At 55.7% G+C, this 18,484-nt stretch carries 17 protein-coding genes; 9 read left to right on the plus strand and 8 right to left on the minus strand.

Features of this window, described 5'->3' with window-relative positions:
• Window positions 1–43: 43 nt before the first annotated feature.
• Window positions 44–706, plus strand: coding sequence for an HAD family hydrolase (locus tag BFV65_RS20175; RefSeq protein WP_063201337.1), 663 nt, complete (start codon window positions 44–46; stop codon window positions 704–706).
• 83 nt (window positions 707–789) lie between these two features.
• Here the strand turns inward: BFV65_RS20175 and BFV65_RS20180 are convergent, their stop codons facing one another.
• On the minus strand, window positions 790–1,815 hold the full coding sequence (locus BFV65_RS20180; protein ID WP_023298822.1) for a TerC/Alx family metal homeostasis membrane protein: 1,026 nt from the start codon (window positions 1,813–1,815) through the stop codon (window positions 790–792).
• Between the two features lie 87 nt (window positions 1,816–1,902).
• Window positions 1,903–3,102 (minus strand): BaiN/RdsA family NAD(P)/FAD-dependent oxidoreductase, encoded by a 1,200-nt coding sequence (locus tag BFV65_RS20185; RefSeq protein ID WP_063163699.1) that lies wholly within the window; start codon window positions 3,100–3,102, stop codon window positions 1,903–1,905.
• Between the two features lie 228 nt (window positions 3,103–3,330).
• On the opposite strand from BFV65_RS20185, the gene pitA reads away from it, so the two are divergent.
• A complete protein-coding gene (gene pitA, locus BFV65_RS20190) occupies window positions 3,331–4,830 on the plus strand; it encodes an inorganic phosphate transporter PitA (RefSeq protein ID WP_022649706.1) in 1,500 nt (499 codons plus the stop codon).
• Window positions 4,831–4,884: 54 nt separating this feature from the next.
• Here the strand turns inward: pitA and uspB are convergent, their stop codons facing one another.
• Window positions 4,885–5,220 (minus strand): universal stress protein UspB, encoded by a 336-nt coding sequence (uspB, locus tag BFV65_RS20195; protein WP_003861224.1) that lies wholly within the window; start codon window positions 5,218–5,220, stop codon window positions 4,885–4,887.
• 283 nt (window positions 5,221–5,503) lie between these two features.
• On the opposite strand from uspB, the gene uspA reads away from it, so the two are divergent.
• Window positions 5,504–5,941, plus strand: a complete 438-nt coding sequence (uspA, locus tag BFV65_RS20200; RefSeq protein ID WP_003861223.1) for a universal stress protein UspA — start codon at window positions 5,504–5,506, stop codon at window positions 5,939–5,941.
• Between the two features lie 92 nt (window positions 5,942–6,033).
• On the opposite strand, the gene rsmJ is transcribed toward uspA, so the two are convergent.
• Window positions 6,034–6,786 (minus strand): 16S rRNA (guanine(1516)-N(2))-methyltransferase RsmJ, encoded by a 753-nt coding sequence (gene rsmJ / locus BFV65_RS20205; protein WP_032626863.1) that lies wholly within the window; start codon window positions 6,784–6,786, stop codon window positions 6,034–6,036.
• Window positions 6,787–6,793: 7 nt separating this feature from the next.
• Window positions 6,794–8,836, minus strand: a complete 2,043-nt coding sequence (gene prlC / locus BFV65_RS20210; RefSeq protein WP_038416884.1) for an oligopeptidase A — start codon at window positions 8,834–8,836, stop codon at window positions 6,794–6,796.
• Between the two features lie 208 nt (window positions 8,837–9,044).
• On the opposite strand from prlC, the gene BFV65_RS20215 reads away from it, so the two are divergent.
• The 3 genes from BFV65_RS20215 (at window position 9,045) to BFV65_RS20225 (ending at window position 13,143) form a co-directional block, all read left to right on the plus strand.
• Window positions 9,045–9,887, plus strand: coding sequence for a 23S rRNA (adenine(2030)-N(6))-methyltransferase RlmJ (locus tag BFV65_RS20215; protein ID WP_045622206.1), 843 nt, complete (start codon window positions 9,045–9,047; stop codon window positions 9,885–9,887).
• Between the two features lie 71 nt (window positions 9,888–9,958).
• Window positions 9,959–11,311: a glutathione-disulfide reductase gene (gorA, locus tag BFV65_RS20220; protein ID WP_022649710.1), complete on the plus strand. Its 1,353-nt coding sequence runs from the start codon at window positions 9,959–9,961 to the stop codon at window positions 11,309–11,311.
• 182 nt (window positions 11,312–11,493) lie between these two features.
• Window positions 11,494–13,143, plus strand: coding sequence for an alpha,alpha-trehalase (locus BFV65_RS20225; RefSeq protein WP_022649711.1), 1,650 nt, complete (start codon window positions 11,494–11,496; stop codon window positions 13,141–13,143).
• 110 nt (window positions 13,144–13,253) lie between these two features.
• On the opposite strand, the gene BFV65_RS20230 is transcribed toward BFV65_RS20225, so the two are convergent.
• Window positions 13,254–14,840 carry an STY4199 family HEPN domain-containing protein gene (locus BFV65_RS20230; RefSeq protein ID WP_069597036.1) on the minus strand — a complete coding sequence of 529 codons (1,587 nt, stop codon included), beginning with the start codon at window positions 14,838–14,840 and terminating at the stop codon, window positions 13,254–13,256.
• Window positions 14,841–14,986: 146 nt separating this feature from the next.
• Between BFV65_RS20230 and BFV65_RS20235 the strand changes: the two genes are divergently transcribed.
• Together BFV65_RS20235 and BFV65_RS20240 are read left to right on the plus strand one after the other, a co-directional pair.
• The gene (locus BFV65_RS20235) at window positions 14,987–15,526 is read left to right on the plus strand and encodes a GNAT family N-acetyltransferase (RefSeq protein ID WP_022649713.1); all 540 of its coding nucleotides are present in this window, start codon (window positions 14,987–14,989) and stop codon (window positions 15,524–15,526) included.
• 71 nt (window positions 15,527–15,597) lie between these two features.
• Entirely contained in the window at window positions 15,598–15,936 is a 339-nt protein-coding gene (locus tag BFV65_RS20240) for a lysozyme (protein WP_022649714.1), read from the plus strand.
• Here the strand turns inward: BFV65_RS20240 and BFV65_RS20245 are convergent.
• Both BFV65_RS20245 and BFV65_RS20250 read right to left on the minus strand, forming a co-directional pair.
• Window positions 15,915–16,517: a response regulator transcription factor gene (locus tag BFV65_RS20245; protein WP_022649715.1), complete on the minus strand. Its 603-nt coding sequence runs from the start codon at window positions 16,515–16,517 to the stop codon at window positions 15,915–15,917. The two genes, BFV65_RS20240 and BFV65_RS20245, sit on opposite strands and share 22 nt — an antisense overlap.
• A gap of 174 nt (window positions 16,518–16,691) precedes the next feature.
• Complete coding sequence (locus BFV65_RS20250) at window positions 16,692–17,450, minus strand: SDR family NAD(P)-dependent oxidoreductase (protein ID WP_023298834.1); 759 nt, start codon at window positions 17,448–17,450, stop codon at window positions 16,692–16,694.
• A gap of 119 nt (window positions 17,451–17,569) precedes the next feature.
• Between BFV65_RS20250 and BFV65_RS20255 the strand changes: the two genes are divergently transcribed.
• Window positions 17,570–18,469 carry a LysR family transcriptional regulator gene (locus BFV65_RS20255; RefSeq protein WP_032621978.1) on the plus strand — a complete coding sequence of 300 codons (900 nt, stop codon included), beginning with the start codon at window positions 17,570–17,572 and terminating at the stop codon, window positions 18,467–18,469.
• The last annotated feature ends 15 nt before the right edge of the window (window positions 18,470–18,484 follow it).

The raw sequence follows: 18,484 nt of genomic DNA on the forward strand, positions 1-18,484 counted from the left end.
GTAAACTAGTGAACAGAATGTGTATTTCAGCTAAGACGTATTTATGACCAATATGATTGCCGACGAAGCCGTGGCGAAGTCCAGCGTGCTCTCTGTCTTTGACTTTGATGGTACGTTGACGCACCACGACAGTTTTATTCCGTTCCTGCGCTTTGCCTTTGGCAAGCGCTACTTTGCGGGTCGCCTGGTGCGCATGGCCCTGCCCACGCTGCACTGCGTGCGTCGCAAGCTGACGCGTGATGAGCTGAAAGAGGTGTTGATCAAAACCTTCCTGACGGGGGTGGATGAGCACTGGTTACGTCAGCAGGCAGAGGCCTTCTGTGAAAAATACTGGAACAAGCTGATGCGCCCGGAAGGGGTCATGGCTGTCGCCAACGAAGTTAATTCCGGTGCGGAAGTGACGATTTGCTCCGCCTCCCCGGCGCTGGTATTGCAGCCGTGGGCCGATAAGCTCGGCATTAAGCTGATTGGCACGCAGCTGGAAGTGAAAGACGGCAAGCTGACCGGGCGGATCACCGGCAACAACTGCCGCTGCGCGCAGAAAGTGGCGAGGCTGGAAAAGGTGTATGGCGATCTGAACGCATATCACCTGCGCGCCTGGGGCGACACGCGTGGCGACCACGAGCTGCTGGCGGCGGCGCAGGATCCGCACTGGCGCCATTTCCATCATCCGCGCAAGCGCCGAAACTCACCGATAATAAAGTAGCCTTTTGCCGGGTGGCGGCTGCGCCTTACCCGGCCTACATCCCAGTCGTAGGCCCGGTATGCGAAGCGCCACCGGGCGATACATCAGGCCTCACGTTTCCCCGGGAACATCACGCTCGCAATAATCCCCAGCGCCAGTACCCCCAGCACCACAAACAGGCTTGCCGTGGCACCGATGTTATAACCGTGATGCCAGAAGTGATCGGTCGCATTCAGCCCCAGCTTGAACGCTACGAAGAACAGCAGTAACACTACCGCTTTCTCAAGATGCACCAGATACTGCTTCAGCGCTTCCAGCACGAAGTAGAGGGTACGCAGGCCGAGGATTGCGAACATCATGGCGCTGTAGATAATCAGCGGCTCGCGGCTGACGGCAATGATCGCGGGAACGGAGTCGAAGGCGAACATCACGTCGGACAGCTCTACCACCGCCACGCAGAGCAGCAGCGGCGTCGCGTAGCGCTTCGCCTTCTTCACGCGACCTACCATCACATCCTTGTTTTCAGGCTTCTCCAGCTCGGCGTCCACCTCTTTTTGGGTCAGGATAAACGCGTGGCTGCTGATTTTTGGCCAGACCGGATAGAAGCGTTTTACCAGGCGGTACGCCAGATGGTTGGAGTAATCCTCGACTTCATCACTCTCTTCATTGCGTTTCAGCATCATCACCGCCGTCCAGCCGACGACCAGCGCAAAAATCACCTCAACGTATGGCCCCAGGCTCAGCAGGCTGGTGCCGATGGCAACAAAAATACCGCGGAACACAATCGCCCCCAGCACGCCCCAGTAGAGCACGCGGTGACGATACTTATCCGGCACGCCGAACCAGGCGAAGATCGCCATCATCACAAACAGGTTGTCGACGGAGAGCACCTCTTCCAGTGCATAGCCGGTGAGGAACAGACTGGCCATCTCCGCGCCGTGGTGCACGTATAAGAAGCCAGCAAACGCCATCGCCATCATGACCCAGAAGATGGACCACATGGCCGCGCTTTTCAGCGAGATCGGTTTATCGTGACGGTGCATGAAGAGGTCGATAAACATCGCCCCAACGGCCATCACCACAAAGACAACAACGGTTTCCGTCGGGAAACCGAGATGAGCAGCAGACATAGACAACCCTTTTAAGAAGACAAAACACCATGCAGACAATAAAAAGCGTGGCCCCGTTAAGGACACAGCACGCTAAAATAATAAATATTAACCGTTCTTTTCAGCCAGCGCCTGCGCGCATGCCCAGGCACTGGCCCACGCCCACTGGAAGTTATACCCGCCGAGCCAGCCGGTCACGTCCATCACTTCACCAATGAAATAAAGACCCGGCACGTTGCGGGCTTCCATCGTGCGGGATGAGAGTTCGTGTGTATCCACGCCGCCCAGCGTCACTTCCGCCGTGCGGTAGCCTTCGGTGCCGTTTGGCTGCACGCGCCAGTTCGTCAGCGTCTCCACCAGCGTGTCCTGCTCGCGGCTGTTGAGCTGCTTAAGCGCAACATCCGGAATTTGCCCTAACACCTGCAAGCACTCCACGAGACGCTTCGGCAGCTGCATCGCCAGGGTATTTTTCAGGCTTTGATTCGGGTGCGCGGCGCGTTGCTCATTGAGGAAGGCGTCCAGATCGCAGTCCGGCACCAGGTTTACGGAGACAAACTCCCCCGGCTGCCAGTAGCTGGAGATCTGCAACACCGCTGGCCCCGAGAGACCACGATGGGTAAAGAGCAGGTTTTCGCGGAACACCGTGCCGTCTTCGGCCGTAATGACCGACGGCACAGACACGCCGGAGAGCGTCTGAAGCTGTTCCAGCAGCGGCTTATGCAGCGTGAACGGCACCAGCCCGGCGCGCGTGGGTAATACTTTCAGGCCAAACTGCTCGGCGATTTTATAGCCGAACGGTGAGGCACCCAGCCCCGGCATCGAGAGGCCGCCGCTGGCGATCACCAGGTTATCGGCGCTGACGGTTTCGCCGTTGAGTTGCAGCGTGTACCCCTGCTCGTTACGGGCGACGTCCAGCACTTCGGTGCGCAGGCGCATGACTACGCCGCCTTTCTCGCACTCGGCCACCAGCATATCCACGATTTGCTGGGCGGAGTCGTCGCAGAACAGCTGTCCCAGCGTCTTCTCATGCCACGCGATACCGTGTTTACCCACCAGTTCGATGAAATCCCACTGCGTGTAGCGCGCCAGCGCAGATTTACAAAAATGACGGTTCTGGCTCAAATAGGCCGCAGGCTCGACATAAAGATTAGTGAAATTGCAGCGCCCGCCACCGGACATCAGGATCTTGCGGCCAGGCTTTTTTCCGTTATCCAGCAGCAGCACACGACGACCCGCTTGTCCGGCCATTGCCGCACAAAACATACCCGCCGCACCGGCGCCAATTACTACGGCATCAAACCTTTCCACGTCAAAATCCTCTTCGTTAACTGCCGCGGATTGTAAAGTTTCCTCAGTGGTCGCACCAGCGTAAAAAGATATTACAAAGCCATTTCATTGATATTTAAAGATTATCTATTCAGGCACATTTCTCAAATCAGGTGGTATGTCAAAAAAAGTCTATATTTCACTTTGCCCGTTGCGCATTTGTCCTGGATAATGCGCCGCGTTCATGTCCTCAAAATGGCGTAACGTCCTATGCTACATTTGTTTGCCGGCCTGGATTTACATACCGGGCTTTTATTATTGCTTGCTCTGGTTTTTGTGCTGTTTTACGAAGCGATCAATGGCTTCCACGACACTGCAAACGCAGTTGCAACGGTTATCTACACTCGCGCAATGCGATCGCAGCTTGCGGTCGTTATGGCGGCGGTATTTAACTTTTTTGGTGTCCTCCTGGGCGGACTGAGCGTTGCCTATGCCATTGTGCATATGCTGCCAACGGATCTGCTGCTTAACGTGAGTTCCGGTCATGGCCTGGCCATGGTGTTCTCAATGCTGCTTGCTGCGATTATCTGGAACCTCGGTACCTGGTATTTCGGCCTGCCGGCATCCAGCTCTCACACCCTTATCGGCGCGATTATCGGTATCGGTTTAACTAACGCCCTGATGACCGGTACATCGGTTGTTGATGCGCTGAACCTTCCTAAAGTACTGGGTATTTTCGGCTCTCTGATCATCTCCCCTATCGTCGGTCTGGTGGTAGCGGGTGGATTGATTTTCATCCTGCGTCGCTACTGGAGCAACACGAAGAAACGTGCACGTATCCACCTGACGCCAGCAGAGCGTGAGAAGAAAGACGGCAAGAAAAAGCCGCCGTTCTGGACGCGTATCGCGCTGATCATTTCCGCTATCGGCGTCGCCTTCTCTCATGGCGCGAACGATGGTCAGAAAGGTATCGGTCTGGTGATGCTGGTTCTGATTGGCGTCGCACCGGCAGGCTTCGTGGTTAACATGAACGCCTCTGGCTATGAGATCACCCGTACCCGTGATGCGGTAAACAACGTTGAGACTTACTTCCAGCAGCATCCTGATTTGCTGAAGAAAGCGACCGGCGTAGACCAGTTGATCCCTTCTCCTGACTCTGGCGCACTGACTGCACCGGGCGAGTTCCATTGCCACCCGGCAAACGCGATTAACGCGCTGGAACGTGCGAAAGGCATGCTGGCCGATATCGAAAGCTACGACAAACTGGCTGTAGAACAGCGTGGTCAGCTGCGTCGTATCATGCTCTGTATCTCCGACGTGACCGATAAAGTCGCGAAGCTGCCAGAGGTCAATGCTGACGATAAGCGTCTGCTGAAGAAACTGAAAGGCGATATGCTCAACACCATTGAGTACGCGCCAATCTGGATCATCATGGCGGTCGCGTTGGCGCTGGGTATCGGTACGATGATTGGCTGGCGTCGTGTGGCGACCACCATCGGTGAGAAGATCGGTAAGAAAGGCATGACCTATGCTCAGGGCATGTCCGCGCAGATGACGGCGGCAGTGTCTATCGGTCTGGCGAGCTACACCGGTATGCCAGTCTCCACCACCCACGTACTCTCTTCGTCCGTGGCAGGTACCATGATTGTTGACGGCGGCGGTTTGCAGCGTAAAACCGTGACCAACATTCTGATGGCCTGGGTGTTCACCCTCCCGGCGTCCATCCTGCTGTCTGGCGGTCTGTACTGGATTTCGCTGAAGCTAATTTAATCGGCTGAAGGCGACAAAAAAGCGGGTCAGGAAACTGGCCCGCTTTTTTTATGCTCAGTGCCATATCATCAGCGCAATCATACTCACCACAACCAGACCACACAGGGCGCTGGTCAAAATGAACTGACGACGCAGGCGCTCGCAGCGACGGATAAACTCTTCATCGTGGTGATCGCGGTAGCGCTGGTAGTAGATATACCCCACCAGACGCATCTGCTTGCTGGGCTGTCCGTGCGAGGTGAAGAACCCTCCACCGTCCACATATTGATAAAGCAACGGATCGCAACCACGAAGTACCACTAACAGCGCACGTAACGATGAGAAGTAGCGCGCCATATTCACTATGCAAACCACGCATAACGCCCAAAACAATGCGACGGTGCTAATCATACATCCTCCCCGGCGTCCACCCACGAAGCAAGGCTTCTGAGCTACCGCACCCCAATGCCCTGACAGACAGTTCAGTGAAAGAATGACTAAAAGTCGATCCGGTTCGCGTTTTAATATCCGAACGGCTCATTAAATAGTGTAGGAGATCCGTTAATTTTTTTGCCACAAGGTTAATCGTTATCAACACCAAAGCTTGAAAAATATGTTTAACTGGGCCGTAATGAAAGCATCAGACGACGGCTTTCCCATTTAGTCATCGATAACTTAAGGAAGGAGTAACACTATGGCTTACAAACACATTCTTATCGCGGTAGACCTCTCCCCGGAGAGTAAAGTGCTGGTTGATAAAGCAGTATCCATGGCACGTCCCTACAACGCGAAAGTTTCGCTGATTCACGTTGATGTGAATTACTCCGACCTCTACACCGGTCTGATCGACGTGAATCTCGGCGATATGCAGAAACGCATCTCCGAAGAGACTCACCACGCGCTGAGCGAGCTTTCTACCAACGCGGGCTATCCAATCACTGAAACCTTAAGCGGTAGCGGCGATCTGGGCCAGGTGCTGGTTGATGCGATTAAGAAATACGATATGGACCTGGTGGTATGCGGTCACCATCAGGACTTCTGGAGCAAACTGATGTCTTCCGCACGTCAGCTGATTAACACCGTACACGTGGATATGCTGATTGTTCCACTGCGTGACGAAGAAGACGAGTAAGTGCAAAAAAGCCCGGTGGCGCTAACGCATACCGGGCCTACAAGCGGCACTGAATGTAGGCCGGGTAAGGCGAAGCCGCCACCCGGCTTTTTTTATTCCGGCGTACCTGAGTAGATATCAAAGCGATGCCCTTTGGTGGTCACCGCGTTAGTGGTCGCAACGTCCGCCAGCGGCGGCGCATAGTCAGGACGTTTCACCACCACCCGCTTCGTCGCCAGTTGACGAGCCGGCTCCAGCAGGCCATCGGCATCTAAATCTGGCCCCACCAGCGACTGAAACACCCGCATCTCTTTCTTCACCAGCGCGCTTTTCTGCTTATGCGGGAACATCGGGTCGAGATAGACCACCTGCGGGCGCGGGGTGATATCGGTCAGCGCTGTCAGGCTGGAGGCATGAATAAGTTGCAAACGTTCCTGTAACCACGAGCCGATTTCCAGGTCCGCATAGCCTCGCGTCAGCCCGTCGTCGAGCAGCGCGGCGACAACCGGATTACGCTCCAGCATCCGCACACGGCAGCCCACCGAGGCCAGCACAAACGCATCGCGCCCCAGCCCCGCCGTGGCGTCCACCACGTCCGGAAGATAGCTCCCTTTAATGCCAACCGCCTTGGCCACCGCTTCGCCGCGACCGCCGCCGAACTTACGCCGGTGCGCCATCGCGCCGCCGACAAAATCGACAAAAATCCCGCCAAGCTTTGGCTCATCGCGCTTGCGCAGCTCCAGATGTTCCGGCGTCATCACCAGCGCCATCAGGTTCTCTTCATCATGTTCCAGCCCCCAGCGGGCCGCCAGAACAGATAAGGCGCCGTCACCGGCGCCTGTTTCATCTACTAAGCAGATCTTCACGTAGCAATCAGCCTTTGATTCCGTAATGCTCCAGCATCGCATCCAGCTGCGGCTCGCGGCCACGGAAGCGTTTGAACAGCTCCATAGGCTCTTCTGAACCGCCGCGCGTCAGGATGTTGTCGAGGAACGACTGACCGGTTTCGCGGTTGAAAATCCCCTCTTCTTCGAAGCGCGAGAAGGCATCCGCCGCCAGCACGTCGGCCCACAGGTAGCTGTAGTAGCCTGCGGCGTACCCGCCTGCGAAGATATGGCTGAACGCGTGCGGGAAGCGTCCCCAGGTCGGGCCTGGAATGACGGCAACCTGCTTTTTAATCTCAGCCAGGGTTTCGAGGATTTTCGCCCCCTGCTCCGGGCTGAACTCGGCGTGCAGGCGGAAGTCGAACAGGCCGAACTCCAGCTGACGCAAGATAAACATCGCCGCCTGGTAGTTTTTCGCCGCCAGCATTTTATCCAGCAGTTCTTTCGGCAGCGGTTCGCCCGTTTCGTAATGACCGGAGATAAACGCCAGCGCGTCCGGCTCCCAGCACCAGTTCTCCATAAACTGGCTTGGCAGCTCGACCGCATCCCATGGCACACCGCTGATACCGGCGACGCCAGCGGTTTCGATGCGGGTCAGCATGTGGTGCAGGCCGTGACCGAACTCGTGGAACAGGGTGATCACTTCATCGTGGGTAAACAGAGCAGGTTTGCCGCTCACCGGACGGTTGAAGTTACAGGTCAGGTAGGCAACAGGTTTTTGCAGGGAACCATCCGCTTTACGCATCTGGCCCACGCAGTCGTCCATCCACGCCCCGCCGCGCTTGTTCTCACGCGCGTAGAGATCGAGATAGAAGCTGCCGCGCAGCTCGTTGTTCTCGTCATACAGCTCGAAGAAGCGCACGTCCGGATGCCAGACGTCGATATCGGTACGCTCTTTCGCGGTAATGCCATAGATGCGCTTCACTACCTCGAACAGACCGTTGACGGCTTTGTTTTCCGGGAAGTACGGACGTAGTTGTTCGTCGCTGATGCTGTAGAGGTGCTGTTTCTGTTTTTCGCTGTAGTATGCGATATCCCACGGCTGAAGCTCGTCCACGCCGAACTCCGCTTTCGCAAAGGCGCGCAGCTGAGCTAACTCTTTTTCACCCTGAGGACGGGCGCGTTTCGCCAGATCGGTCAGGAAGTCGAGCACCTGCTGTGGGTTCTCGGCCATTTTGGTGGCGAGGGATTTATCCGCGTAGCTGTCGAAGCCCAGCAGCTGTGCCAGCTCGTGGCGCAGGGCGAGGATCTCCGCCATCACCGGGCTGTTATCCCACTTACCGGCATTCGGCCCCTGATCGGAGGCGCGGGTGCTGTAGGCGCGGTACATCTCTTCGCGCAGGGCCTGGTTGTCGCAGTAGGTCATCACTGGCAGATAGCTTGGGATATCCAGCGTTAACAGGAAGCCTTCCTGCTCTTTCGCTTCGGCCTGGGCTTTTGCCGCCGCCAGCGCACTTTCCGGCATACCGGCCAGTTCGGATTCATCGGTAATCAGCTTCGTCCAGCCCATAGTGGCGTCGAGGACGTTGTTGCTGTACTGGTTGCCCAGCTCGGACAGGCGCGCAGCGATTTCGCCGTAGCGAACCTGTTTTTCTTTTGGCAGGCCAATCCCGGACAGTTCGAAATCACGCAGCGCGTTATCAACCGATTTTTTCTGCGCCGTGTTCAGTTCGGCATAATGGTCGCCGTCGCGCAGGTCGCGGTAGGCTTTGTAGAGCCCCTCGTGCTGGCCGACCCAGGTGCTGTACTCGGAGAGCAGCGGCAGGGTCTGTTCGTAGGCTTCGCGCAGCTCCGGGCTGTTTTTCACCGAGTTCAGGTGGCTCACCGGGGAGAAAATGCGCCCCAGCACGTCGTCCACTTCGGCCAGCGGCTGACACAGATTTTCCCAGGTGTACGGCGCGCCCTGCGCGACCACGTTCTCTACCGCCGCGCGGCAGTTTTCCAGCGACTGGGTAACGGCTGGAACCACATGCTCAGGGAGGATTTTAGAAAACGGTGGCAACGAAAAAGGCGTCAGTAATGGATTGGTCATAAACGCTGTCCTGTTGAAATAGATGAATGAAGCGCGCATCCGGCGCTGTGCATATTGTTTTCTGTAATGGGGTTAAGTGTAGAGGATTTCAATGCCGGAGGTTGTCGAAAAACGCCCTGTGGCGCTGCGCTTACCGGGCCTACGGGTAATCTGTGCCGTTCTGCTGTAAACTGTGGCAAATCGTCAATTCAGCGGAAAATCATTACCCATGCTCAGTTATCGCCACAGCTTCCACGCTGGCAACCACGCCGACGTCCTTAAACACACCGTTCAGAGCCTGATCATTGAAGCGCTTAAAGAGAAAGACAAGCCGTTTCTCTACCTGGACACCCACGCGGGGGCGGGCCGTTATCAGCTGAGCGGCGAACATGCCGAGCGTACCGGTGAATATCTGGAAGGCATCGCCCGTATCTGGCAGCAGGACGATCTGCCTGCCGAACTGGAGCCGTACATCGGCGTGGTGAATCATTTCAACCGCAACGGCCAGCTGCGCTATTACCCTGGCTCTCCGCTGATTGCCCGCCAACTGCTGCGCGAGCAGGACAGCCTCCAGTTGACCGAGCTGCACCCAAGCGACTTCCCGCTGCTGCGCGCTGAGTTTCAGAAAGATAACCGCGCCCGCGTGGACAAAGCCGATGGCTACCAGCAGCTAAAAGCCAAACTACCGCCGGTTTCGCGTCGCGGCCTGGTGCTGATCGACCCGCCGTACGAAATCAAAACCGACTATCAGGCGGTGGTGACCGGTATCAACGAAGGTTACAAACGCTTTGCGACCGGAACCTATGCCCTGTGGTATCCGGTAGTGCTACGCGCGCAAATTAAGCGCATGATCAAGGATCTGGAGGCGACCGGCATCCGCAAAATCCTGCAGATTGAGCTGGCGGTGCGGCCCGACAGCGACCAGCGCGGCATGACCGCGTCCGGCATGATTGTGATTAACCCGCCGTGGAAGCTCGAAGCGCAGATGAACAACGTGCTGCCGTGGCTGCACAAAACGCTGGTGCCAGCCGGTACGGGCCACGCCACCGTAAGCTGGATCGTGCCGGAGTAATCGCAGCCATCGGTGGAACCTATTGATTTCAGGTATACAATCGCGGCAATTCACGATTAAGGACAAAAGCTATGACTAAGCATTATGACTACATCGCAATCGGCGGCGGCAGCGGCGGCATCGCCTCCATCAACCGTGCGGCCATGTACGGCCAGAAGTGTGCGCTGATTGAAGCCAAAGAACTCGGCGGCACCTGCGTAAACGTGGGTTGTGTACCGAAGAAAGTGATGTGGCATGCCGCGCAAATCCGTGAAGCTATCCATATGTATGGCCCGGACTACGGCTTTGACACCACCATCAACCACTTCGACTGGGATAAGCTGATCGCCAGCCGTACCGCCTATATCGACCGTATTCACACCTCGTACGATAACGTGCTGGGCAAGAATAACGTCGACGTGATCCGCGGCTTCGCCCGTTTCGTGGATGCGAAGACGATCGAAGTGAACGGCGAGACGATCACTGCCGATCACATCCTGATCGCCACCGGTGGCCGTCCGAGCCATCCGAACATTCCGGGCGCGGAATACGGCATCGACTCCGACGGGTTCTTCGAGCTGCCTGCTCTGCCAGAGCGCGTTGCTATTGTAGGCGCGGGTTACATCGCGGTTGAGCTTGCTGGCGTGATTAACGGCCTTGGGGCGGAAGCGCACCTGTTTGTGCGTAAACACGCGCCGCTGCGTAGCTTTGATCCGCTAATCGTCGACACGCTGGTCGAGGTGATGAACGCCGAAGGCCCAACCCTGCACACCAACGCCGTGCCAAAAGCGGTGGTTAAAAATGCGGACGGTAGCCTGACCCTGGAGCTGGAAGATGGCCGCAGCCAGACCGTTGATTGCCTGATCTGGGCGATTGGTCGTGAACCGGCCACCGACAACTTCAACCTGGCCGCAACCGGGGTGAAAACCAATGAAAAAGGCTACATCGTCGTTGATAAGTTCCAGAACACCAGCGTACCGGGTATTTATGCCGTTGGTGATAACACAGGTGCCGTAGAACTGACGCCGGTTGCCGTGGCCGCGGGGCGTCGTCTTTCCGAGCGTCTGTTTAACAACAAGCCGGACGAACATCTGGATTACAGCAACATCCCGACCGTGGTCTTCAGCCACCCGCCAATCGGCACCGTCGGCTTAACCGAGCCGCAGGCGCGCGAGCAGTACGGCGACGATCAGGTGAAAGTGTATAAATCGGCGTTTACCGCGATGTATACCGCGGTCACCTCGCACCGTCAGCCGTGCCGCATGAAGCTGGTCTGTGTGGGCCCGGACGAGAAGATCGTCGGCATCCACGGCATAGGCTTTGGCATGGACGAGATCCTGCAGGGCTTCGCAGTGGCGCTGAAGATGGGCGCAACGAAAAAAGACTTCGATAACACCGTGGCGATCCACCCCACTGCGGCAGAAGAGTTTGTAACAATGCGTTGATATTGATGCCCCTCTTCAAAGGGGCATTTTTTTAACATTCATAAATCGTTGCAAAACGAATGCTCCGAAAATCGTGATCTAACGCACATATCCCTCCACATCCACCGAAGCGAATGTCTACGCTTATAAGACGCCCGGAAAAACCTGTCTTTTAGAACACACAACCGGAGGTCCTTATCACCATGTTCAACCAGAAACTACAGGCTACCGAGAACATCGAGTTCGAGATTGCAGAAGAGCTGCGCTACGAGACCGATCCCTGCGAGTTGAAACTGGATGAAATGATTGAGGCGGAGCCGGAACCCGAAATGATCGAGGGGCTACCTGCCTCCGATGCCCTGACGCCTGCCGATCGTTATCTTGAACTGTTCGAACATGTGCAGTCGACACGGCTGTTTGCGGACAGCAAAACTTTCCCAGACTGCGCGCCGAAAATGGACCCGCTGGATATCCTGATCCGCTACCGTAAAGTGCGTCGTCATCGGGATTTTGACCTGGCGCGCTTTGTGGAGAATCACTTCTGGCTGCCGGAGGACTACAGTAAAGAGTATGTCTCTGATCCCGGCTTCTCCCTGAAAGAACACATTGATAACCTGTGGCCGGTGCTGACGCGCGAGCCGCAGGATCACATCCCGTGGTCGTCGCTGCTGGCGCTGCCGCAGGCCTATATTGTGCCCGGCGGGCGATTCAGCGAGACCTACTACTGGGATTCTTATTTCTCCATGCTGGGGCTGGCAGAAAGCGGTCGTAACGATCTGCTGAAATGCATGGCCGATAACTTCGCCTGGCTGATTGAGCGCTACGGACATATCCCGAACGGCAACCGCACCTACTACCTCAGCCGCTCCCAGCCGCCGGTTTTTGCCCTGATGGTGGAACTGTTTGAAGAGGACGGCGTGCGCGGGGCGAAGCGCTATCTTGAGCATCTCAAGATGGAGTACGCCTTCTGGATGGACGGGGCGGAATCGCTGCTGCTCAACCAGGCCTATCGCAGTGCGGTGCGCATGCCGGATGGCTCATTGCTCAACCGCTACTGGGACGATCGCGATACGCCACGGGATGAATCCTGGATTGAGGACGTTGAAACCGCCCGTCATTCCGGTCGCCCGCCGAACGAGGTGTATCGCGACCTGCGCGCCGGGGCAGCCTCAGGATGGGATTACTCGTCCCGCTGGCTGCGCGATCCTGCGCGGCTGGCCAGTATCCGCACGACGCAATTTATCCCCATCGATTTGAACGCATTCCTGTTCAAACTGGAGAGCGCTATCGCCAATATCTCAGCGTCGAAAGGGGATAAAGAGACGGCTGAACTATTCCGCCAGAAAGCCAGCGACCGGCGCGCGGCGGTGAACCGCTATCTGTGGGACGAAGAGAACGGCTGTTATCGTGATTACGACTGGCGCCGTGAAGCCCTGGCGCTGTTCTCTGCGGCCAGCATTGTGCCACTGTATGTGGGCATGGCGACCCATGAGCAGGCTGAACGGCTGTCCGATGCCGTTAAAGCCCGTCTGCTCACGCCGGGCGGTATTCTCGCCACCGAATATGAAACAGGTGAGCAGTGGGATAAGCCGAACGGCTGGGCACCGCTACAATGGATGGCGATCCAGGGGTTCAAGCAGTACGGCAACGACTCGCTGGGGGATGAGATCGCCTGGAGCTGGCTGCACACGGTAAACCATTACTACAAAACCCATCATAAGCTGATTGAGAAGTACCATATCGCCAGCAGCACGCCACGCGAAGGTGGCGGGGGGGAGTATCCGTTGCAGGATGGCTTCGGCTGGACGAATGGGGTGGTGCGGCGGTTGATTGGGCTGTATGGGGAGCCCTGAGTCTCACCCCTCACCCTGACCCTCTCCCCTGAGGGGAGAGGGGACTTAACGGTGCGGCCTTTTCTCCCTCGCCCCTTTGGGGAGAGGGCCGGGGTGAGGGGGAAAAATAATCAGCGGATCACCTCATAAATGGCAGTCTGGATGGACTGCCATTTTTTTGTACTGGCATCGGGCTGCGTCTTCGCGCGGCGCGTTGCCGTATCGGCGTCGTGCTGCTGGCGTTTCACCACCGCAGGGACGGTACAGAATGCTTTCAGGTACTGCTTACGCATAGGCGTCAGCGATTCCCCGTTCGCCATCGCATGGCTAAGCGTATTAATAAAGCGTCGGCAGGGCTTTTGCTCTGTCATTTGCAGGCGGTAGCGCAACATTACTTCCAGCACATCGTCGTAGCCTGCCGACAACGCCTCCTCCGTCCATGACATTTTCCAGTCCATCCCGCCCTGCAAAAACAGGAGCGCCACCCGGGTATCGTTGCGGCTAATCGCTGAACGGAAGTTGTTTTCATCCCAGGTGACACCCATCCGCGTCAGCGTTTCTCGCGAGGAAGGCGTTTCGCGCATCTCCTGCACCGGTGCGGGAGATGCCGTGCTGGCCACAGCCGGCTGCGGTTTACTGCTGGTCACCAGCCAGAATCCCCCCACGACAATCGCGATAACCATCACGCCAACCGCTCCCCACAGCACGCCGGAAATCAGCTGTTCGCGCTGCTCTGGCGTACGCGCGGCGCGCTGAGTCGGTTTCTCTATGCTGTCACGCACTTCAAACAGATCGCCGCCTGTTGTGCGGTCTATTTTTTGCGCCTTTTCCCAGAATGCATGCAGCTCGCTTTCATCCACCGCCATCAGCGCCGCCGGGTTAACGCGTGTCCGCCCTTCCTCAAACGCGCGCTGAACGGAGCGGGTGATCTGCGTGTAATAGCTGTCGAGCAGCTGGATTTGCGCCCCGCTCAACGGCTGCTGCACGGTGATGCTGTTGCGGATTTGACGGATATCTTCGAGGAAGGTTTGCAGGGTTTTGCGGGGTTCTACCAGCAGCGTCAGCATGTCCGGGGCGTTAAACAGCGACGCGTAGTAGCGGCTAAATTCTTTCTTATCCACCAGCAGCTGGGCCAGCTCACTAAATAACATGCCGCTCAGAACATCATTAATTTCACCGTTTTTCAGCCAGCGACGCACACGTTCAGCATTAAACAAGGTCTTAAGATGATTATTCAGCCGCACCGGATCGGGCCATGCCTGCTGTATCAATCCTTTTATCATCAGCTCAATGGCACGCACCTGTTTCTGCGCCTGGAGCTGGCTCGCCTTGTCTGGCACCCTCCCGGTATCGTAGGTCAGAAGGGGCTGTTGCAGACGCAGATATTCAAGGGATGTGACGAAGCGCATCGCCGCAATCAGCTGGTTTTCGCTGACATCCTGCCCGCTTTCATACTGGGGAACGCGCTGCTGAAGCAAGCGTAATTGCAGCGTAAAGGCTGTCATTTCCGCATCATTCAGGTTCAGCTTTCTGGCTACGGCACCCCACCCGCCCAGCCCCAGGCGGGCGCTATCCAGTTGTTCCAGAAACCAGCGTGGATCTTTTCCTTCAGAAACATGTACATTCAACAGAAGTAAGATTTCAACAGACGCCTGGCGGATCGCCGCCAGACAGTGTTCAAACTGTTCGCGGGTATGATGCGATGAGCTAATCATCATTGTTTTCCTTGAGAGACAATGAGTACCGCCAAAGCGGCATTAAAAGTCGTTTTTCTTTTTATTTATAGGAGGTTAAACATACCTGACTTTCTGTTGAAATAAAGTGACAACCCTATAATCATTTGCAATGTCTCCGGAGGATCGTCATGCCCGCCTTAACCACCGCGCGTCTCACCTGCTTGCCGCTGCAAGAGCAAGACTGGCCCTTTTTTCTGTCGCTACAGCAAAATCCTGACGTGATGCGTTTTGTCGCCCATGAGCGTAGCGAGGCTGACATTCGGGAGGCCTTTGTGTCTCGTCTGTTGCCGTGGGCACCGGGCAGCTCGCACTGGCTCTGCCTTGTGGTGCGTGAGACGGCCAGCCAGACGCCGCTGGGCGTAACCGGCTATGTGCACCGGGAAGCAGATTGTGCCGAAGTCGGTTTTCTCTTTGCGCCCTCTGCGCAGGGGAAAGGTTACGGCTTTGAATCTCTGCGGGCGGTGTGTGATTTCGCGCTGACCCAGGGCAATATCCGTCGGCTCACCGCGACCGTGACGGCGGGAAATATCGCCTCAAGGCGACTGCTGGAAAAAACAGGTTTTCAGCTGGAAGGTGAGTTGCGCGAGAGTTATTTCCTTTCAGGGCAATGGCATAACGACTGGCTATTCGGTTTACTGAAAAAGGAATATCCGTTCAGTAAAACCTGATCAACGGCCATTTGGCGGATATTCCCCGGGCTGTTTTCCCTTTATAGTTCCGCCATAAAGAGGAAACGCTTATGACGGGTTATGCAATGCAGATATCTTCTGCTGCAATCGCATTAATTAAAAAACAGCAGGGTCTTTCCCTGGAGAAATACCGTGACGAAAAGGGAATATGGGTTATAGGTTACGGTCACGTGATTCGCCAGTGGGAAAAATTTAACGGCCTCATCACGCCGACTGAGGCGGAGAATTTGCTTTTCAATGATATTCATTTATGTGAGTCGCTGCTGCGGGAAATGAACAAACGCCCATTAACCCAACAGCAGCATGATGCACTGGTATTAACGCTCTTCAGTTTTGGGGAAGATTCCCCTCTGCCAGAGAAGATCCTTCAGGCCGTCGCCCGGGTATAGTACATCGCGGCCTGCGTCCGGTTTTTGACATCAAGACGACGGAAAAGCGTCTCAAGATGGGCTTTTACCGTTGCCGCACTGATATTGAGATTACGACCTATCTCTTTATTTGACTCTCCGGCCGCCAGTAATTTCAATACCTCACGCTGGCGCTCACTTAACAATGACAGCTCATCATGAGAGGAGTGCTGGTTCATCCACTCGCCGGGAAAACAGACCATCCCTCGCGATACAGAATCCAGCACGGCGGAAAAGCGTTCGGGATTCGCATTACGAGGGATTATTGCCACCACGTTGCGCTGTAGCATTTGCTCAACCCAGCGAGGCTCTTTTTTCGTTAACACCAGCACCACGCGCGCTGTTGGAAAACGATTCATAATCTCTTCCGGTAAAGCCACACCGTTATCATGAATTAAATACCCATCTATCATGACGATAGCGGAAGGTGACGCGGATAAGTGTGCCCATAATTCATCAGTCTGACGAGTTCCTGTCAAATCTATTTCCGGAATTAATTTCTGCAAACTGCACTTCGCTCCATGAATAAATAATGACTGCCTGTCAAACATGATTACTCGCATCGTATTACTCCTCTGAGAATAGCGAAGGGGGATTCTACAGAGGCATTTTTTAAGAAAAAACTCAATGAATGGAGAGGTTACAATTCACCCAGCTCTCTTTATATCTTTCATCATTTAGACACACCTGCTTTAAGGATTTCCTTAAGAGGGTTCCCTCCCCCTTAAGTCTGAACATTACAGGAACATACCGCCTGAAACTTCAATACGTTGCGCATTCATCCAGCCCAGTTTGTCACTGAGCAACGCCGCAATGGCGTCACCGATATCATCGGGCAGGCCCACCCGTCCCAGCGCCGTCTGCGAGGCCAGCAGCTGGTTAAGCTCCGCATTATCCCTTACGCGTCCGCCTCCAAAGTCGGTTTCAATCGCGCCAGGCGCGATGATATTGACGGAAATTCCGCGCACGCCAAGCTCTTTTGCCTGATAGCGGGTCAGCACTTCCATCGCTCCTTTCATTGCCGCGTAAGTCCCTGAACCTGGCTGAGTAAAACGGGCCAGTCCGCTTGAGACGTTCAGGATCCGTCCTCCGTCTTTTATGAGCGGCAGCAGCTGTTGTGTGAGGAAAAACGGACCTTTGAAGTGAATATTCACCGCATCATCAAACTGCGCTTCTGTCGTCTCGGTATAGGGTGCGTATAACCCTGTACCTGCGTTGTTCACTAAATAGTCAAAGGTGTCACGTTGCCAGACGTGTGTAAGGGTTTCCTTCACCTGTTGAGCGAAGCGCGCAAAACTTGCCGTATCGCCGACGTTAAGCTGCAATGCTGCCGCTTTTCTACCTTTTCCCTCAATTTCGCGTACAACTTCCTGCGCCTCCTGCTGACTGCTGTTCCAGGTCAGGATGATATCTGTCCCTTCCGCAGCAAGCTTCAAAACCGCATTTTTACCCAGGCCGCGGCTACCGCCCGTCACTAATGCAATACGTTCACGCATAATTCACCTCGTTTCGACTGCGATGAAGATTGAGAATGAGCTTATTAGATGGTAGAAAATCAATAAATAGTGCCGCCAACGCTTCACTGTTTCATTTCAAACAACAATGACCCATATCTATGGATAAAATATACGCAATGCAGCTTTTCCTTCGCGTCGCGGAACTGGAGAGTTTTACCCGCGCGGCGGAGACGTTAAGCCTGCCGAAGGGGAGTGTCTCGCGGCAGATCCAGGCGCTGGAGAACGCGCTTGGCACTCAACTGCTGCACCGCACTACCCGCCGCGTCAGCCTGACGCAGGACGGCATGGTTTATTACGAACGCGCAAAAGATCTGCTGATGAATCTGGACGAACTGGACGGCATGTTTCTGCACGACCCTTCCACCATCAGCGGTCGGCTACGTGTGGATATGCCCGTTGCCATTGCACGAAATGTCGTCATTCCGAAACTGCCTGCATTTTTACAACAGTTTCCCGGCATTGAGCTTGAGCTGAGCAGCAGCGATCGTCTGGTCGATGTCATCCGCGAAGGATTTGACTGCGTGGTTCGCGTGGGAAACTTGAAGGACTCCGGGCTTATCGCCCGCCCGCTTGGGAAGCTTTCAGTGATTAACTGCGCCAGCCCGGATTATCTCACGCGATTCGGCTACCCTGAGACGCTGGATGATTTGGGCTCACACGCCCTCATTCATTACTCCGCCACGCTGGGCACCCGTCCTCTGGGTTTTGAGTATTTCAACGGCAGCGCGACCCAGTGGATAAAAACGGGAGGCGTTTTGACGGTTAACAGCACGGAAACCTACCAGGCCGCCTGTATCGCCGGGCTTGGCATTATTCAGGTCCCGCGCGTCGGGGTGCGTGATGCCCTGCGCACGAAAAAACTCGTTGAGATCCTGCCGCAATATCGGGCTGAACCAATGCCCGTCTCCCTCATTTATCCCCACCGCCGTAACCTCTCCCGTCGGGTGCATGTGTTTATGGAGTGGCTTACCGAACTCACAAAAAGTTACGTGGACTAGTCGCAAGCTATAATT

The organism is Enterobacter hormaechei subsp. hoffmannii (assembly GCF_001729745.1).
Classification (GTDB): domain Bacteria; phylum Pseudomonadota; class Gammaproteobacteria; order Enterobacterales; family Enterobacteriaceae; genus Enterobacter; species Enterobacter intestinihominis.

What these genes read in the sequence shown, in the direction of transcription:
- BFV65_RS20175 (WP_063201337.1), top strand. Translation starts at nt 44, where the DNA reads ATGACCAATATGATTGCCGACGAAGCCGTGGCGAAGTCCAGCGTGCTC.
- BFV65_RS20180 (WP_023298822.1), bottom strand. Translation starts at nt 1,815, where the DNA reads ATGTCTGCTGCTCATCTCGGTTTCCCGACGGAAACCGTTGTTGTCTTT.
- pitA (WP_022649706.1), top strand. Translation starts at nt 3,331, where the DNA reads ATGCTACATTTGTTTGCCGGCCTGGATTTACATACCGGGCTTTTATTA.
- uspB (WP_003861224.1), bottom strand. Translation starts at nt 5,220, where the DNA reads ATGATTAGCACCGTCGCATTGTTTTGGGCGTTATGCGTGGTTTGCATA.
- uspA (WP_003861223.1), top strand. Translation starts at nt 5,504, where the DNA reads ATGGCTTACAAACACATTCTTATCGCGGTAGACCTCTCCCCGGAGAGT.
- prlC (WP_038416884.1), bottom strand. Translation starts at nt 8,836, where the DNA reads ATGACCAATCCATTACTGACGCCTTTTTCGTTGCCACCGTTTTCTAAA.
- BFV65_RS20215 (WP_045622206.1), top strand. Translation starts at nt 9,045, where the DNA reads ATGCTCAGTTATCGCCACAGCTTCCACGCTGGCAACCACGCCGACGTC.
- gorA (WP_022649710.1), top strand. Translation starts at nt 9,959, where the DNA reads ATGACTAAGCATTATGACTACATCGCAATCGGCGGCGGCAGCGGCGGC.
- BFV65_RS20225 (WP_022649711.1), top strand. Translation starts at nt 11,494, where the DNA reads ATGTTCAACCAGAAACTACAGGCTACCGAGAACATCGAGTTCGAGATT.
- BFV65_RS20230 (WP_069597036.1), bottom strand. Translation starts at nt 14,840, where the DNA reads ATGATGATTAGCTCATCGCATCATACCCGCGAACAGTTTGAACACTGT.
- BFV65_RS20235 (WP_022649713.1), top strand. Translation starts at nt 14,987, where the DNA reads ATGCCCGCCTTAACCACCGCGCGTCTCACCTGCTTGCCGCTGCAAGAG.
- BFV65_RS20240 (WP_022649714.1), top strand. Translation starts at nt 15,598, where the DNA reads ATGACGGGTTATGCAATGCAGATATCTTCTGCTGCAATCGCATTAATT.
- BFV65_RS20245 (WP_022649715.1), bottom strand. Translation starts at nt 16,517, where the DNA reads ATGCGAGTAATCATGTTTGACAGGCAGTCATTATTTATTCATGGAGCG.
- BFV65_RS20250 (WP_023298834.1), bottom strand. Translation starts at nt 17,450, where the DNA reads ATGCGTGAACGTATTGCATTAGTGACGGGCGGTAGCCGCGGCCTGGGT.
- BFV65_RS20255 (WP_032621978.1), top strand. Translation starts at nt 17,570, where the DNA reads ATGGATAAAATATACGCAATGCAGCTTTTCCTTCGCGTCGCGGAACTG.